This window comes from Streptomyces sp. NPDC002088 (assembly GCF_040296605.1).
Lineage (GTDB): Bacteria > Actinomycetota > Actinomycetes > Streptomycetales > Streptomycetaceae > Streptomyces.
On the sequence record NZ_JBEOXO010000005.1, the window covers coordinates 395,250 to 409,291 of the forward strand.

Genomic DNA, 14,042 nt, shown 5'->3' on the forward strand with positions numbered 1-14,042 from the left:
TTCTCGGAACAGGTCCCGATCCCGATGATTCGGAGCCACTTCGACCGCTGACGAAGAGGAGGCTGCGGAGATGCCGCATGGTCCCTTCAAGAATGCAGAGCACCAGGAGAACATAAGCCCTGACCAGGGGCGCGAGCGCGAGTTGCACTTCAACTACCGGACCGAGTACGAGCGTGAGATGCGCGAGTACTTCGAGGGCCGCCAGGCACGCCTGAACACCGTCGCCACAACGGAAGCTCCGGACGGCCGCATTCTCGACTGGGTTCCGGTCGAATCCCAGGTGCCAGGGGGCGACATCGCCGATCCCCCTCCGTCGGACGCGGCGTTGATGGCATCTCTTCTCGGCGAGGAACTGCCCGCCATCACGCCGCTCGGGGAGAGCGGCGCCGCGCGAGGCCCCGCAGGCACGGTTCCCATACCACGCAAAAGGCTTGATCAGCTCGGATACACCAAACCGCTGAAGCAGTATCTGCAGAAGGCTCCGCAGCCGTACTTGTCGGCCTCGGCATACCCGCTGCCTGAAATCGGCGGACACGCATACGCCGCCTCAGGCCAACCGATCATCTGCTTCGGAGGAGAGGGGGTGCTCAGCTGCTTCTCCCCCTACACCGAGACCTCCGACGATTTCTCGCTGCTGCAGATCGGTCTGGCGAACCATGACCGCAACAACCGGCAGACGGTCGAGGCGGGCTGGCAGGAGAGCCAGGACATCTACGGTGACTGGGTCCCGCATCTCTTCGTCTTCTACACGACCAACAACTACACGGCGCAAGGTGACAACCTCGGCGGCTACAACCAGGATGTCGCCGGGTGGGTCCAGGTCGACAACACGATCTTCCCGGAGACCACCTTCGTGCCGTACAGCGTGCGCGGTGGAGAACAGCGGTCGATCACCATCAAATACCAGCTCTGGCAGAACAACTGGTGGCTACAGGTGCAGGGCCGCTGGGTCGGCTACTACCCGGCACGGCTCTTCATGGGAAACGAGAGCGTCTTCGAGACCCTCGGCGATCATGCCGATCACATCAACTTCTTCGGTGAGGTCTTCGACTCCGACGAGGTCGCGGGAAGAACGGGAACCGACCTGGGCAGCGGTTACATGCCCACCTCGGGCTGGACCTGGTCGGCGTACATGCACAACCTTGCCGTCCAGACCGACCGTGCCGGCACCCTTGCCCGATACGACGGAACAGCGGGTGTCTTCGAGAGCGACCCGGACATGTACGGGATCGAGCCCCACTTCGGCAACAGCGACAACTGGGCAAGTTACGCCTGGGTCGGCGGGCCGGGCGCCAACTGACTCGATCCGTCAGCCGTCGCTCGCGGTGCTCAGTCTGCGCAGCAGCTCGGGAAGGGCGGTACCGATGGGCTGCCGAATGACTTCGTCGGCCCGCTCGTCGTACGGTGTCGGCTCCGCGTTGACGATGACCAGCCGCGCTCCGTGGTCGGCGGCGACACCGGCGAGCCCGGCGGCGGGCTGCACCTGAAGACTGGTCCCGACCGCGATGAACACCTGGCACGCCTTGGTGATCGCGAGTGCCTCGCCCAGCACCACCGGATCGAGCCGCTCGCCGAACATCACCGTCGCCGACTTCAGGATCCCGCCGCAGTCCAGGCACGGCGGATCGTCCTCACCGGCCTCGACCCGGGCGAGGGCGTCCGCCATGGGCCCGCGCGCATGGCACTTCGTACACACGACACTGCGCGCCGTGCCGTGCAGCTCGAGCACCTTGCGGGCGGGCAGTCCGGCGAGCTGGTGCAGCCCGTCCACGTTCTGCGTGATCACCCGCACCGGCACCCCGGACCGCTCCAGCTCGGCCACCGCCCGGTGCGCCGCGTTGGGCTCGGCCTTCAGCGTCCGGTTCTTGCGCCGCAGCTGCCACGACCGCCGCCGGATCTCCGGATCGCCCATGTAGTACTCGTACGTCACGAGCTTCTCCGCCCCGGGATCCCGCCGCCACAGTCCGTTCGGACCGCGGTAGTCGGGGATACCGGAGTCGGTGGAGACACCGGCACCACTGAGAATGGCGACGAGTGGCTTGGTCATGGGACCGAGGGTAGGCCGGGCCGTCCGGATGCGGCGAGCGGATATCCGCGGCCAAGGCCCGGTGGTCGGCAACCCGTAGGACGCGGTGGAACTCGTCGTCCGTGACCACATCGAGCGCTGGCACCGTACGGAGGCCCGGATCGCCGCGCGCGACGAGGCGCTGCGCTGGGTGGACGGCAAGCCCCGGGACCCCGAGGGGTGAGCCCGGCCCTGGTCAGGCGACCCGGTGGCCGTTCTCGAGCTCGGCCGTGTCTGTGCCGTCCGTGAGGACGTCGAGCGCGGCCAGGACGCGGCGGCCCAGGGCGCCGGGGAGGTGGTCGGTGAGATCCTCACGCGGGACGAGACGCCAGGACAGCAGCTCCTCCTCCTGGAGGCGGATCGCCTTGAGGTCCTCCTCGCCCAGGGTGCCGCCGTCGTAGAGGTACGCCACCAGCGGCGGCCGGCCGGTTCCGTGCACCCAGTCCACCGCGAGCAGCCGGCCGAGCGCGCGGTCGAGGCCGATCTCCTCGGCCGTCTCGCGGCGCGCTCCCTGGCGCGGGGTCTCGCCGTCGTCCGACTCGATCGTGCCGCCCGGAAGGGCCCAGCCCTCACGGTAGTTCGGCTCGACCAGCAGCACCCGGCCCTCGGCGTCGCGGAAGAGGGCGGCGGCCCCGGCGAGAACGCGGGGGAGGCTCGCGATGTACGTGGCGTAGTCAGCAGTGGTCACCCAGGAAGGGTAACCAGCTCGCGCGGCGGCCTCGTGGATCTCGACGACGTCGTGCTCCTTCCGAAGCGCTGCGAAGTCCGGGCCGGTGGCGAGGAGTTCGTCGACCAGCTCCGTGAAGCCGGGTTGTCGAGCTCGTACGCCGTCTGCCGGCAACGGAAGGGCCGGTCGGTCAGGACGCGCCCGTCCCGGTCGGCTGGGCGGCCGGTGTGGCAGCGTGCGTCGCGGCCTCCGTCCCGGCCAGCCGTACCGTCCGCTCCGCCAGTTCGCTGATCCTGACCCCGTCGAAGCCGAACACCGCGCTGCGGACCGTGTCCTCCAGCGGATCCTTCCACTGGGCCGGGATGGCGTTCGCCCCGGTCAGTACGCCGGCCACCGAGCCGGCCGTCGCGCCGTTGGAGTCGGTGTCCAGGCCGCCGCGCACGGTCAGCGTGATGGTGCGGGTGAAGTCGCCGTCGCCGTACAGCAGCCCGGCGGTCAGGACTGCGGCGTTCGGGACGGTGTGGATCCAGCCGAGGCCGGCGGTTTCCTCGGCCAGGGTGGTGAGGGTGTCTTCCCAGCTCAGCCGGGTCTCGTGGAGTGAGGCGACGCGGCGCACGGTACGGGCCAGCCGGCTGCTCGCCGGGATCACGGTCAGCGCGGTGTCCACGGCGTGCCGCACAGTGGGCGCCGTGAAGGCCGCCGCGATCAGGGCCGCCGCCCACATCGCCCCGTACACGCCGTTGCCGGTGTGGGACAGCACCGCGTCCCGGCGGGCCAGCGCTGCGGCGCGGTGCGGGACGCCCGGGCAGGTCCAGCCGTAGATGTCGGCGCGGATGAGCGCGCCGATCCACTCCTGGTAGGGGTTGTCGTACGTCGCTGTCAGCGGCGGTTTGATGCCGTTGGCGAGGTTGCGGTAGGCGGCCCGTTCGGCGGTGAACGTCTGGAGGTACGGCAGCCGCAGCAGCCACAGGTCGCCGACCTGCTCGGTGCTGAAGTCGAAGCCGTGGGTCTCGAGGAGGTCGAGGCCGAGGATCGCGTAGTCGACATCGTCGTCGCGGCAGCTGCCGTGGATGCGGCCGCGGACGCAACTGCGCCACTCGGGGCGCAGCTCGAGGCCGTCGTGCTCGCTCGGGGGCTCGGGAAGGTAGTCCGTGAGCGGCAGGGCCTCGGCCCGCCGCAGATAGCGGTCGATACGGTCCCGCGTCCACAGGTCGCCCTGCTCGACCGGTTTGCCGAGCATGTTGCCCGCGATCCGGCCCAGCCAGCCCCCGAGGATGCGGTCGTCGAGCTCTGGCTCGGTGCCCACAGGGGTCATGGCTCCGGTTTACCCGATTCCGGGGGTGGCCGCGCGGGGTTCGGGCCGGGTTCGGGGCACAGGGGGATGCCAGGAGGTTCCCAGGGTTCGGTCGGGGCATGACGGCGGGGGCGTCCTCCGGTTAAGGTCGCAGCGGCGCGACTGGCCCTGACGTGCGCGGGCCCGGAGAGCAAGGGGATTTCAACGTGGCGGACGCTGCAGTGGACAACACCCGGCGGGTGCTTGTCGCCGCGGACAAGTTCAAGGGGTCGCTGACGGCCGTGGAGGTCGCCGAGCGGGTGACGGCCGGACTGCGCCGGGTCGTGCCGGACCTCGACGTGGAGGCGCTGCCCGTGGCCGACGGCGGTGACGGGACCGTGGACGCGGCCGTCGCGGCCGGGTTCGAGCGGCGGGAGATCCGGGTCGCGGGCCCCCTCGGGCAGGAGGTGACGGCCGCGTTCGCGCTGCTTGGCGACACCGCCGTCGTGGAGATGGCGGAGGCGAGCGGGCTGCAGCGACTGCCGGCGGGCGTCTTCGCACCGCTCACGGCATCGACGTACGGCTCCGGGGAGCTGCTGCGGGCCGCGCTGGACGCGGGCGCGCGGACGATCGTGTTCGGAGTCGGCGGGAGCGCGACCACCGACGGGGGTGCCGGGATGCTGTCCGCGCTGGGGGCGCGCTTCCTGGACGAGGAGGGCGAGCCGGTGTCGCCGGGCGGCGGCGGGCTCGCCTCTCTGGCGCGGGCGGACCTGTCGGGTCTGGACCCACGGCTGGCTTCGGTGGAGCTGGTACTCGCCAGCGACGTCGACAACCCGCTGACCGGTCCGAAGGGCGCGCCCGCGGTCTACGGCCCGCAGAAGGGTGCCGCGCCGGACGACGTGGAGGCACTGGACGCCGCGCTGGCGCACTACGCGAAGGTGCTGGAGGAGGCGGTCGGCGCCCGGGCCGCGGAGTACGCCGCGTCGCCGGGGGCGGGTGCGGCGGGAGGCATCGGCTACGGCGCGCTGCTTCTCGGTGCGCGCTTCCGGCCCGGCATCGAGGTGATGCTCGACGTTCTGGGCTTCGCGCCCGCGCTGGAACGGGCGTACCTGGTGATCACCGGCGAGGGCTCCCTGGACGAACAGACCCTGCACGGCAAGGCCCCGGCGGGTGTCGCGTCGGCTGCGCGGGCGGCGGGCAAGGAGGTCGTCGCCGTGTGCGGACGGCTCGCGCTGCCGCCTGAGACGCTCGGCCGGGCCGGAATCCGGCGCGCCTACCCGCTCACAGAGGTCGAGCCGGATGTGGCCACGTGCATCGCGGAGGCTGGGCCGATCTTGGAGCGGGTCGCGGAGCGGATCGCGCGGGACTTTCTGGTGTGAGGCGGGTACGGCACGGGCGGGACGGCCTGGGCTGAGCGGCTGAGGGGCCGAGGCAGCCTTTTCTCGCCGCGCCGCCCCTACCCGTCCCGTCCCAGGGGTTGTGCCCCTTCGACCCCGCGAGGGGCTTCGCCCCTGGCCCGGTGAGGCCGGGGGCGAAGCCCCTGTATGCGCCGCGCGCCCCCACCCCCGCGGCCGGGCAGGCGGCGGCCGCCCCTGCGTCGCACCGGCCCGCTTACGCCCCGATCGCGTCCAGCTCCGTCAGAGCGTCGGACGGGAGGGGCAGGCGGGCGGCTGCGATGTTCTCGCGGAGGTGGGACAGGGAGGAGGTGCCGGGGATCAGGACGATGGTGGGGGAGCGGTGCAGGAGCCAGGACAGGGCCACCTGCTGGGGGGACGCGTCCAGGCCGGCGGCGACCTTCGTCAGGGTCTCCGACTGGATCGGGGTGAAGCCGCCCAGCGGGAAGAACGGGGCGAAGGCGATGTTCTCGGTCGCGCAGCGGTCGACCAGGGCGTCGTCGTGGCGGTGGGCCAGGTTGTAGAGGTTCTGGACGGTCACCACGGGCGCGATCGCCTGCGCCTCGGTGAGCTGCTTCGCCGAGGCGCCGCTGAGGCCCAGGTGACGGATCAGGCCCGCGCGCCGGAGTTCGGCCAGCGCCCCGAACTGCTCGGAGACCGGTTCCTCGTCCGGCGTGTCGTGCGAGCCGACACGCAGGTTGACCACGTCCAGGACGTCCACGCCCAGGTGCTCGAGGTTCTCGTGGACCTGCTTGCGCAGGTCGGCCGGCTCCCGGGACATGATCCAGCTGCCGTCCGCACCCCGGCGCGCGCCGACCTTCGTGACGATGTGCAGGTCCGCCGGGTAGGGGTGCAGGGCCTCCCGGATCACCTCGTTGACGATGGTCGGGCCGTAGAAGTCGGCCGTGTCGATGTGCGTGATGCCGGACTCGACCGCCTCGCGCAGCACCGCCACGGCCTGGGCGCGGTCCTTCGGCGGGCCGAAGACGTTCGGTCCGGCCAGTTGCATGGCGCCGTAGCCCATACGGGTGAGTGTCAGGCCGTCGGTGGGAGTCACCGTTCCCGCTTCGCCGGCAGTGGTCGCAGTCATGTCGTCGTACCTTTCGGCCTTCTCGGCTCTTTCGGCTCTTTCGGCCTGTGTTCTGGTTCTCGTCGGACACGTGTCAGATTGCCGCGCCGCCACCCGGTACGGCAGTACCCCGTTGTTCCTGGGAGTGACAGGGACAGGCACCCCGGTGCGGCCCGGCCGTACGGTGGGGGCATGGACGGGACGAACGCGCTCGGTGAGTTCCTGCGTGCCCGCCGGGCGCTGGTCCGGCCCGAGGACGTGGGGCTGCGCAGCACCGGCCTCAGAAGGGTGCCGGGACTGCGCCGCGAGGAGGTCGCGCTGCTCGCCGGCATCAGCGCGGACTACTACCTCCGCCTGGAGCAGGGCCGTGACCGCAATCCGTCGGTGCAGGTCCTGGAGGCGGTCGCCCGGGTGCTGCGGCTGGACTCCGACGCCACCGCGCATCTGGTCGGGCTGGCGCAGGTGCGGTCCTCCGAGCCGCGCCGCCCGGCGGGCGAGGGCGGTCGCGGTCGCGGTGTACGGCAGCGGGAACGGGTGCCGGTCAGCATCCTCCAGCTGATCGACGGCTGGACCCACAACCCCGCCTACGTCCAGAACAAGTTCACCGACGCCCTCGCGGCGAACGCCCTGGCCACTGCCCTCTCCCCGAACTACGCCCCCGGCGTCAACCTGCTCCGCGCCGTGTTCCTCGACCCCGCCGAGCGGGAGCTGCGCCGCGACTGGGAGGAGCTCACGGAGGGGGGCGTGGCCGCTCTGCGGGCCGAGGTCGGGCCCGACGTGGACGATCCGCGCCTGCGGGAGCTCGTCGGCGAGCTGTCCGTGCGCAGCGACCGCTTCCGGTATCTGTGGGGCCGCCATGACGTGCAGCCGAGGCGGGGGCGGGTGAGCCGGATGAGTCATCCGGAGGTCGGCGACATCGACCTGCACTCCAACAAACTGTCGATCGACGGCGCGGACGGTCTGACCCTCGTTGTCTTCCACGCCGAGCCCGGCAGCCGCAGCGCCGACCTGCTGAACATCCTCGGCAGCCTCACCGCGCCTGCGCCACGCGCGCCACGCGACACCGACCACGATCCCGTCCAGGAACAGTAGATCCAGCAACAGAAGCAGATCCAGGAACAGCGGAAGGGCCCCGAATCTCTCGATTCGGGGCCCTTCACCGTCGTACCTCGTACCGCGTACGTGTACCTCGGCTACGGCAGCTGTGCCGCCCGCGCCTCGCGTCGGTTGTCGCGGAAGTTGTTCACCCGGCGAGCCGTGGCGAACAGCGGGATCACCGCGCCCATGACCAGCTGCAGCGCGCAGCCCGTCTGCAGGAGCAGCTGACCGCCGGGGGCGTCGAACGCCCAGGCGGCCAGCAGGCCCATGCTCAGCACGATCCAGGAGAGCATCGCTCCGGCGAGCCGGCCCCGCGGCTTCGGGTACTCGACTCGGCTCACCATCAGCCAGGCGGTGCCCAGGATCGCCAGCAGCGTCGCCACGAAGGGCAGCTCGAGCAACACGATCGAGACCACCGTCAGCGCGCCGAAGGGGCTCGGCATGCCCTGGAAGACGCCGTCCTTCATCGTCACGCACGAGAAACGCGCGAGCCGCAGTACGACCGCCAGTAGCACCACGATCGCGCCCAGCGCCGCCACCCGCTGGTGCGCGTCGTCCGCGACCATGCCGTAGACGAGGACGAAGTACGCCGGTGCCAGGCCGAAGCTGATCAGGTCGGAGAGGTTGTCCAGCTCCGCGCCCATCGGGGAGGAGCGCAGCTTCCTCGCCACCAGGCCGTCGAAGAGGTCGAAGACCGCCGCGCACAGCATCAGGATGACCGCCGTGGCCGCGCTGTGGCGGGCCATGCCGGACTCCTGGCCGCCGGTGAGGTGCGGGATCAGGATGCCGGTGGTGGTGAAGTACACCGCCATGAAGCCGCACGTGGCATTGCCGAGCGTGAGGGTGTCCGCTATCGAGAGGCGGAGAGAGAGGGGCATCTCCTCCGCTTCGTCCACCTCGTCGGCTTCGGGCACCCAGCCCGCCTGAGTCTCCGGATCAATCACGGTCAATGCGAGTCACCCCAGCCACGGTCTTCTGACCGACCTCGACTGCGACCTCCACGCCCTCGGGCAGGTAGATGTCGACACGCGAGCCGAAGCGGATCAGACCGATTCGGTCACCCTGCTCGACCTTCGTGCCCTGGGGCACGTACGGCACGATGCGGCGGGCGACCGCGCCGGCGATCTGGATCATCTCGATGTCGCCGAGTTCGGTGTCGAAATGCCAGACTACGCGCTCGTTGTTCTCGCTCTCCTTATTGAACGCCGGAACGAACCCGCCGGGGATGTGCTCGACCGAGGTCACCGTGCCGGAGAGCGGGGCGCGGTTGACGTGGACGTTGAGCGGGCTCATGAAGATCGCGACGCGGGTCCGGCCGTCCTTCCACGGCATGATGCTCTGCACCACACCGTCGGCGGGCGAGATGACCCGGCCCTGGGCGATCTCGCGCTCGGGGTCGCGGAAGAACCACAGCATGCCCGCCGCGAGCGCGGTGGCGGGTACGGCGACGGCCTTGGCGGCGCCGGAGCGGCGTGCGCGGGCCAGGCTGAGGGCTGCGGTGGCGACGGTCGGCAGAAGCCACGGCGATGCTCCGCGCGCGAGGCGGACCCGGCCGCGAGGTGCAGAGGATTGGCTGTGGGGCATGGATGACCTTCGTAGCGGATGATGCCGCGCTATATCAGGGGACGGCGGCTTTCCGGCGATCGTAGCGGCTAAGAGCCACAACTGGGTAAGTCAGGAAGCTGAGTCGATGGCTGAAGCGTGCTGACGGGGTGTGATCTTCTTCTCGAAGAAAACACCCCGTATCAGGACAATCAGCCTTGGAATCGATACTCCTCGAGCAGCCTGCGCCCGATGATCATTTTCTGGATCTCGGCGGTACCTTCACCGATGAGCAGCATCGGGGCCTCGCGGTAGAGGCGCTCGATCTCGTACTCCTTGGAGAAGCCGTAGCCGCCGTGGATCCGGAAGGCGTCCTCCACGACCTCCTTGCAGTACTCGGAGGCGAGGTACTTCGCCATCCCCGCTTCGAGGTCGTTTCGTTCCCCGGAGTCCTTTTTGCGCGCCGCGTTCACCATCATGGCATGGGCGGCCTCGACCTTGGTGGCCATCTCGGCCAGCTTGAACTGGATCGCCTGGTGCTGGGCGATCGGCTTGCCGAAGGTATGACGCTGCTGGGCGTACTGGACGCCGAGTTCGAACGCACGCTGAGCGACGCCGCAGCCGCGCGCCGCCACGTTGACGCGGCCGACCTCCACGCCGTCCATCATTTGGTAAAAACCTCGGCCGGTGACCCCGCCGAGCACCCGATCGGCCGGAAGGCGCAGCCCATCCATGATCATCTCGGTGGTGTCGACGCCCTTGTAGCCCATCTTGTCGATCTTGCCCGGGATGGTGAGGCCGGGGCGGACCTCACCGAAGCCGGGCTCCTTCTCGATCAGGAAGGTCGTCATCGACTTGTGGGGAGCGGTGCCCTCGGGGTGGCCTTCGTCACTTCGCACCAGAACGGCCACGAGGGACGACGTACCGCCGTTCGTCAGCCACATCTTCTGGCCGTTCAGGACGTACTCTTCGCCGTCCTTCACCGCCTTCGACGTGATCGCCGACACGTCGGAGCCCAGGCCCGGCTCCGACATCGAGAAGGCGCCGCGGATGTCGCCGGCCGCCATCCTCGGCAGGAAGTGGTCCTTCTGCTCCTGCGTGCCGTGCTGCTTGAGCATGTACGCCACAATGAAGTGCGTGTTGATGATGCCGGACACCGACATCCAGCCGCGGGCGATCTCCTCCACGCACAGGGCGTACGTCAGGAGCGACTCGCCCAGGCCCCCGTACTCCTCGGGGATCATCAGCCCGAAGAGGCCCAGCTCCTTCAGGCCGTCGACGATCTGCTGCGGGTACTCGTCGCGGTGCTCCAGCTCGGTCGCGACCGGGATGATCTCCTTGTCCACGAAGTCGCGGACGGTGGAGAGGATCTCCTGCTGGATGTCGGTCAGACCGGCGGTCTGGGCGAGACGGGCCATGACTACTTCTCCTGCTGCTCGAGCTCGGGGCGGCCGGGCTGCTCGCCGCCGCGCTCCTTGATGTACGTCTCGGTCGGCACCATCACCTTGCGGCGGAACACGCACACGAGCGTGCCGTCCTGCTTGTAGCCCTTGGTCTCGACGTAGACGATGCCCCGGTCGTTCTTCGACTTGGACGGCCACTTGTCGAGCACGGTCGTCTGGCCGTAGATCGTGTCGCCGTGGAAGGTCGGCGCCACGTGCTTGAGCGACTCGATCTCCAGGTTGGCGATCGCCTTGCCGGAGATGTCCGGCACGGACATGCCGAGCAGCAGCGAGTAGATGTAGTTCCCGACGACGACGTTCTTGCCGAAGTCCGTCGTCTTCTCCGCATAGTTGGTGTCCATGTGGAGCGGGTGGTGGTTCATGGTGAGGAGGCAGAACAGGTGGTCGTCGTACTCCGTGACCGTCTTCCCCGGCCAGTGCTTGTACGTCGCCCCGACCTCGAACTCCTCATAGGTGCGCCCGAACTGCATGCTCACGCCTCCGGAATCTCGAACGTGCTGGTGCGCTGCATGCCGGCGGCGCGGCCCTTGCCGGAGATGACCAGGGCCATCTTGCGGCTGGCCTCGTCGATCATCTCGTCGCCGAGCATCGCGGAGCCCTTCTTGCCGCCCGCCTCGGACGTGTAGTAGTCGTACGCGTCCAGGATCAGCTCGGCGTGGTCGTAGTCCTCCTGCGAGGGCGAGAAGATCTCGTTGGACGCCTCGACCTGGCCCGGGTGCAGCACCCACTTGCCGTCGAAGCCGAGCGCGGCGGCGCGCTGGGCGACCTCACGGTAGCCGTCGATGTTGCGGATCTGGAGGTACGGGCCGTCGATCGCCTGGAGGTTGTTGGCGCGGGCGGCCATCAGGATCTTCATCAGGATGTAGTGGTAGGCGTCCGCCGGGTAGCCGGGCGGCTGCTCGCCCACGACCAGCGACTTCATGTTGATCGACGCCATGAAGTCGGCCGGGCCGAAGATGATCGTCTCGACGCGCTGGGAGGCCGTCGCGATCTCGTTGACGTTGTTGAGGCCCTGCGCGTTCTCGATCTGCGCCTCGATGCCGATCTTGCCGACCTCGAAGCCCATCGTCTTCTCGATCTGGGTCAGCAGGAGGTCGAGCGCGACGACCTGCTGGGCGGTCTGCACCTTCGGCAGCATGATGCAGTCAAGATTCTGGCCGGCACCCTCGACAACCGTGACGACGTCTCGATACGTCCACTCGGTCGTCCAGTCGTTGACGCGCACGACCCTCGTCTTGCCCGTCCAGTCACCCTCATTGAGGAACTTGACGATGGTGTGCCGCGCCTCGGGCTTGGCGAGCGGCGCGCACGCGTCCTCCAGGTCCAGGAAGACCTGGTCGGCCGGGAGGCCCTGCGCCTTCTCCAGGAAGCGGGGGTTGCTTCCCGGGACCGCGAGACAGGAGCGTCGCGGACGCAGACGGTTGACGGGCGTGGTCATGCGGGGACCTCCAGGGGGTCGAGCTTGTTCGCTTTCCGGATCTCGTCGACGATGCGGCCGATGATGCCGGTGATGTCGAAGTCCTTCGGGGTGAAGACCGCGGCCACTCCCGCAGCCCTGAGCTGTTCGGCATCGCCATTAGGGATGATCCCACCGGCGATCACCGGTATATCTGTGGCACCGGCCACACGCAGCCGCTCCAGCACGTCCGGCACCAGCTGGGCGTGCGAGCCGGAGAGGATGGACAGGCCGACCGCGTGCACGTCCTCGGCGAGGGCCGCGTCCACGATCTGCTCGGGCGTCAGCCGGATGCCCTGGTAGACCACCTCGAAGCCCGCGTCACGGGCCCGCACGGCGATCTGCTCGGCACCGTTGGAGTGCCCGTCCAGGCCTGGCTTGCCGACCAGGAAACGGAGCTTGCCGACCCCCAGGTCGCGGGCGGTGACGTCCACCATTCGGCGGACCTCGGCCATGGGCGAGCCCGCCTCGGCGGGGACCGCCACCGGCGCCGACGAGACACCGGTCGGGGCGCGGAACTCCCCGAACACCTCCCGCAGCGCACCTGCCCACTCGCCGGTCGTGACCCCGGCACGGGCGCACTCCAGGGTGGCCTCCATGAGGTTGCCGGTGCCCTTGGCGGCCTCCTTCAGACGTTCCAGCGCCTTGCAGGGCCGCGGGTGGTTGAAAGGCGGCTGGTAGCGCGTGTCGCGCCAGTGCTGGAGCGAGGCGATGACGCGGGCCTCGACCGCCGGGTCGACCGTCTGGATCGCCGTGTCCAGATCGGCGGTCAACGGGTTCGGCTCGGTCGTCTCGAAGATGTTGACGCCGACGATCTTCTCTTGACCGGACTCGATACGGCCCCGGCGCTCGGCGTGCGACGAGACGAGCTGCGACTTGAGGTAGCCGGACTCGACGGCCGCCATCGCGCCGCCCATCTCCTGGATCCGCTCGATCTCCGCGAGGGACTCCTCGACGAGCTTCGCGACCTTCGCCTCGATGACGTGCGAGCCCTCGAAGATGTCCTCGTACTCCAGCAGGTCGCTCTCGTGCGCCAGCACCTGCTGGATGCGCAGCGACCACTGCTGGTCCCAGGGGCGGGGCAGGCCCAGGGCCTCGTTCCACGCCGGAAGCTGGACGGCACGCGCGCGTGCGTCCTTGGAGAGGGTCACGGCCAGCATCTCCAGCACGATCCGCTGGACGTTGTTCTCCGGCTGCGCCTCGGTCAGGCCCAGGGAGTTGACCTGGACGCCGTAGCGGAAGCGGCGCTGCTTGGCGTCCTCGATGCCGTAGCGCTCGCGTGTGATCTTGTCCCAGATCCGGCCGAACGCCCGCATCTTGCACATCTCCTCGACGAAGCGGACGCCCGCGTTCACGAAGAAGGAGATACGGGCGACGACGTCACCCTTGCGGTCCTCGGGGATCTGACCGGACGCGAACACCGCGTCCAGCACGGCGATCGCGGTGGACATCGCGTACGCGATCTCCTGAACCGGCGTGGCCCCCGCCTCCTGCAGGTGGTAGCTGCAGATGTTGATGGGGTTCCACTTGGGGATGTTGTTGACCGTGTAGCAGATCATGTCCGTCGTCAGCCGCAGCGACGGCCCCGGCGGGAACACGTGCGTGCCCCGCGACAGGTACTCCTTGACGATGTCGTTCTGGGTCGTGCCCTGGAGCTTGGTGACGTCCGCGCCCTGCTCCTCCGCGACGACCTGGTAGAGCGCCAGCAGCCACATGGCGGTGGCGTTGATGGTCATCGAGGTGTTCATCTGCTCCAGGGGGATGTCCTGGAACAGCCGGCGCATGTCACCGAGGTGCGCGATCGGCACGCCGACCCGGCCGACCTCGCCGCGGGCGAGGATGTGGTCGGAGTCGTAGCCGGTCTGCGTCGGCAGGTCGAACGCGACCGACAGACCGGTCTGGCCCTTGGCGAGATTGCGCCGGTACAGCTCGTTGGACGCCTCGGCCGTGGAGTGACCGGCGTAGGTCCGCATCAGCCACGGCCGGTCCTTCTGACGCTCACTCATGTATGGACC

Annotated in this window: 13 protein-coding genes; 3 read left to right on the plus strand and 10 right to left on the minus strand. The window is 69.3% G+C overall.

Going from position 1 to position 14,042, the window contains the following annotated elements:
• Nucleotides 1-70: 70 nt before the first annotated feature.
• On the plus strand, nt 71-1,300 hold the full coding sequence (locus tag ABT114_RS14095; protein WP_351142108.1) for a neprosin family prolyl endopeptidase: 1,230 nt from the start codon (nt 71-73) through the stop codon (nt 1,298-1,300).
• Nucleotides 1,301-1,309: 9 nt separating this feature from the next.
• Here ABT114_RS14095 and ABT114_RS14100 read toward each other — a convergent pair whose 3' ends face one another.
• The 3 genes from ABT114_RS14100 to ABT114_RS14115 form a co-directional block, all read right to left on the minus strand.
• Nucleotides 1,310-2,047 carry an SIR2 family NAD-dependent protein deacylase gene (locus ABT114_RS14100; RefSeq protein ID WP_351142110.1) on the minus strand — a complete coding sequence of 246 codons (738 nt, stop codon included), beginning with the start codon at nt 2,045-2,047 and terminating at the stop codon, nt 1,310-1,312.
• A gap of 214 nt (nt 2,048-2,261) precedes the next feature.
• Nucleotides 2,262-2,753 (minus strand): NUDIX domain-containing protein, encoded by a 492-nt coding sequence (locus ABT114_RS14110; protein ID WP_351142112.1) that lies wholly within the window; start codon nt 2,751-2,753, stop codon nt 2,262-2,264.
• A gap of 169 nt (nt 2,754-2,922) precedes the next feature.
• Nucleotides 2,923-4,047 carry an ADP-ribosylglycohydrolase family protein gene (locus tag ABT114_RS14115; protein ID WP_351142114.1) on the minus strand — a complete coding sequence of 375 codons (1,125 nt, stop codon included), beginning with the start codon at nt 4,045-4,047 and terminating at the stop codon, nt 2,923-2,925.
• Between the two features lie 218 nt (nt 4,048-4,265).
• On the opposite strand from ABT114_RS14115, the gene ABT114_RS14120 reads away from it, so the two are divergent.
• Nucleotides 4,266-5,384 carry a glycerate kinase gene (locus ABT114_RS14120; protein ID WP_351142225.1) on the plus strand — a complete coding sequence of 373 codons (1,119 nt, stop codon included), beginning with the start codon at nt 4,266-4,268 and terminating at the stop codon, nt 5,382-5,384.
• A 232-nt stretch (nt 5,385-5,616) separates the two neighbouring features.
• On the opposite strand, the gene ABT114_RS14125 is transcribed toward ABT114_RS14120, so the two are convergent.
• Complete coding sequence (locus ABT114_RS14125) at nt 5,617-6,489, minus strand: oxidoreductase (RefSeq protein WP_351142115.1); 873 nt, start codon at nt 6,487-6,489, stop codon at nt 5,617-5,619.
• A 171-nt stretch (nt 6,490-6,660) separates the two neighbouring features.
• On the opposite strand from ABT114_RS14125, the gene ABT114_RS14130 reads away from it, so the two are divergent.
• Nucleotides 6,661-7,560, plus strand: coding sequence for a helix-turn-helix domain-containing protein (locus ABT114_RS14130; RefSeq protein ID WP_351142117.1), 900 nt, complete (start codon nt 6,661-6,663; stop codon nt 7,558-7,560).
• Nucleotides 7,561-7,661: 101 nt separating this feature from the next.
• Here ABT114_RS14130 and pssA read toward each other — a convergent pair whose 3' ends face one another.
• The 6 genes from pssA to ABT114_RS14160 form a co-directional block, all read right to left on the minus strand.
• A complete protein-coding gene (gene pssA / locus ABT114_RS14135) occupies nt 7,662-8,480 on the minus strand; it encodes a CDP-diacylglycerol--serine O-phosphatidyltransferase (RefSeq protein ID WP_351142228.1) in 819 nt (272 codons plus the stop codon).
• A 22-nt stretch (nt 8,481-8,502) separates the two neighbouring features.
• The gene (locus ABT114_RS14140) at nt 8,503-9,150 is read right to left on the minus strand and encodes a phosphatidylserine decarboxylase (RefSeq protein ID WP_351142118.1); all 648 of its coding nucleotides are present in this window, start codon (nt 9,148-9,150) and stop codon (nt 8,503-8,505) included.
• A gap of 170 nt (nt 9,151-9,320) precedes the next feature.
• Complete coding sequence (locus tag ABT114_RS14145; RefSeq protein ID WP_351142121.1) at nt 9,321-10,526, minus strand: acyl-CoA dehydrogenase family protein; 1,206 nt, start codon at nt 10,524-10,526, stop codon at nt 9,321-9,323.
• A 2-nt stretch (nt 10,527-10,528) separates the two neighbouring features.
• Nucleotides 10,529-11,041, minus strand: a complete 513-nt coding sequence (locus tag ABT114_RS14150) for a MaoC family dehydratase (RefSeq protein ID WP_214330405.1) — start codon at nt 11,039-11,041, stop codon at nt 10,529-10,531.
• Between the two features lie 2 nt (nt 11,042-11,043).
• A complete protein-coding gene (locus ABT114_RS14155; RefSeq protein WP_351142123.1) occupies nt 11,044-12,009 on the minus strand; it encodes an HpcH/HpaI aldolase/citrate lyase family protein in 966 nt (321 codons plus the stop codon).
• Nucleotides 12,006-14,033, minus strand: a complete 2,028-nt coding sequence (locus ABT114_RS14160; protein ID WP_351142125.1) for an ethylmalonyl-CoA mutase — start codon at nt 14,031-14,033, stop codon at nt 12,006-12,008. Before ABT114_RS14160 ends, ABT114_RS14155 begins: the two co-directional genes overlap by 4 nt.
• Nucleotides 14,034-14,042: the final 9 nt, after the last annotated feature.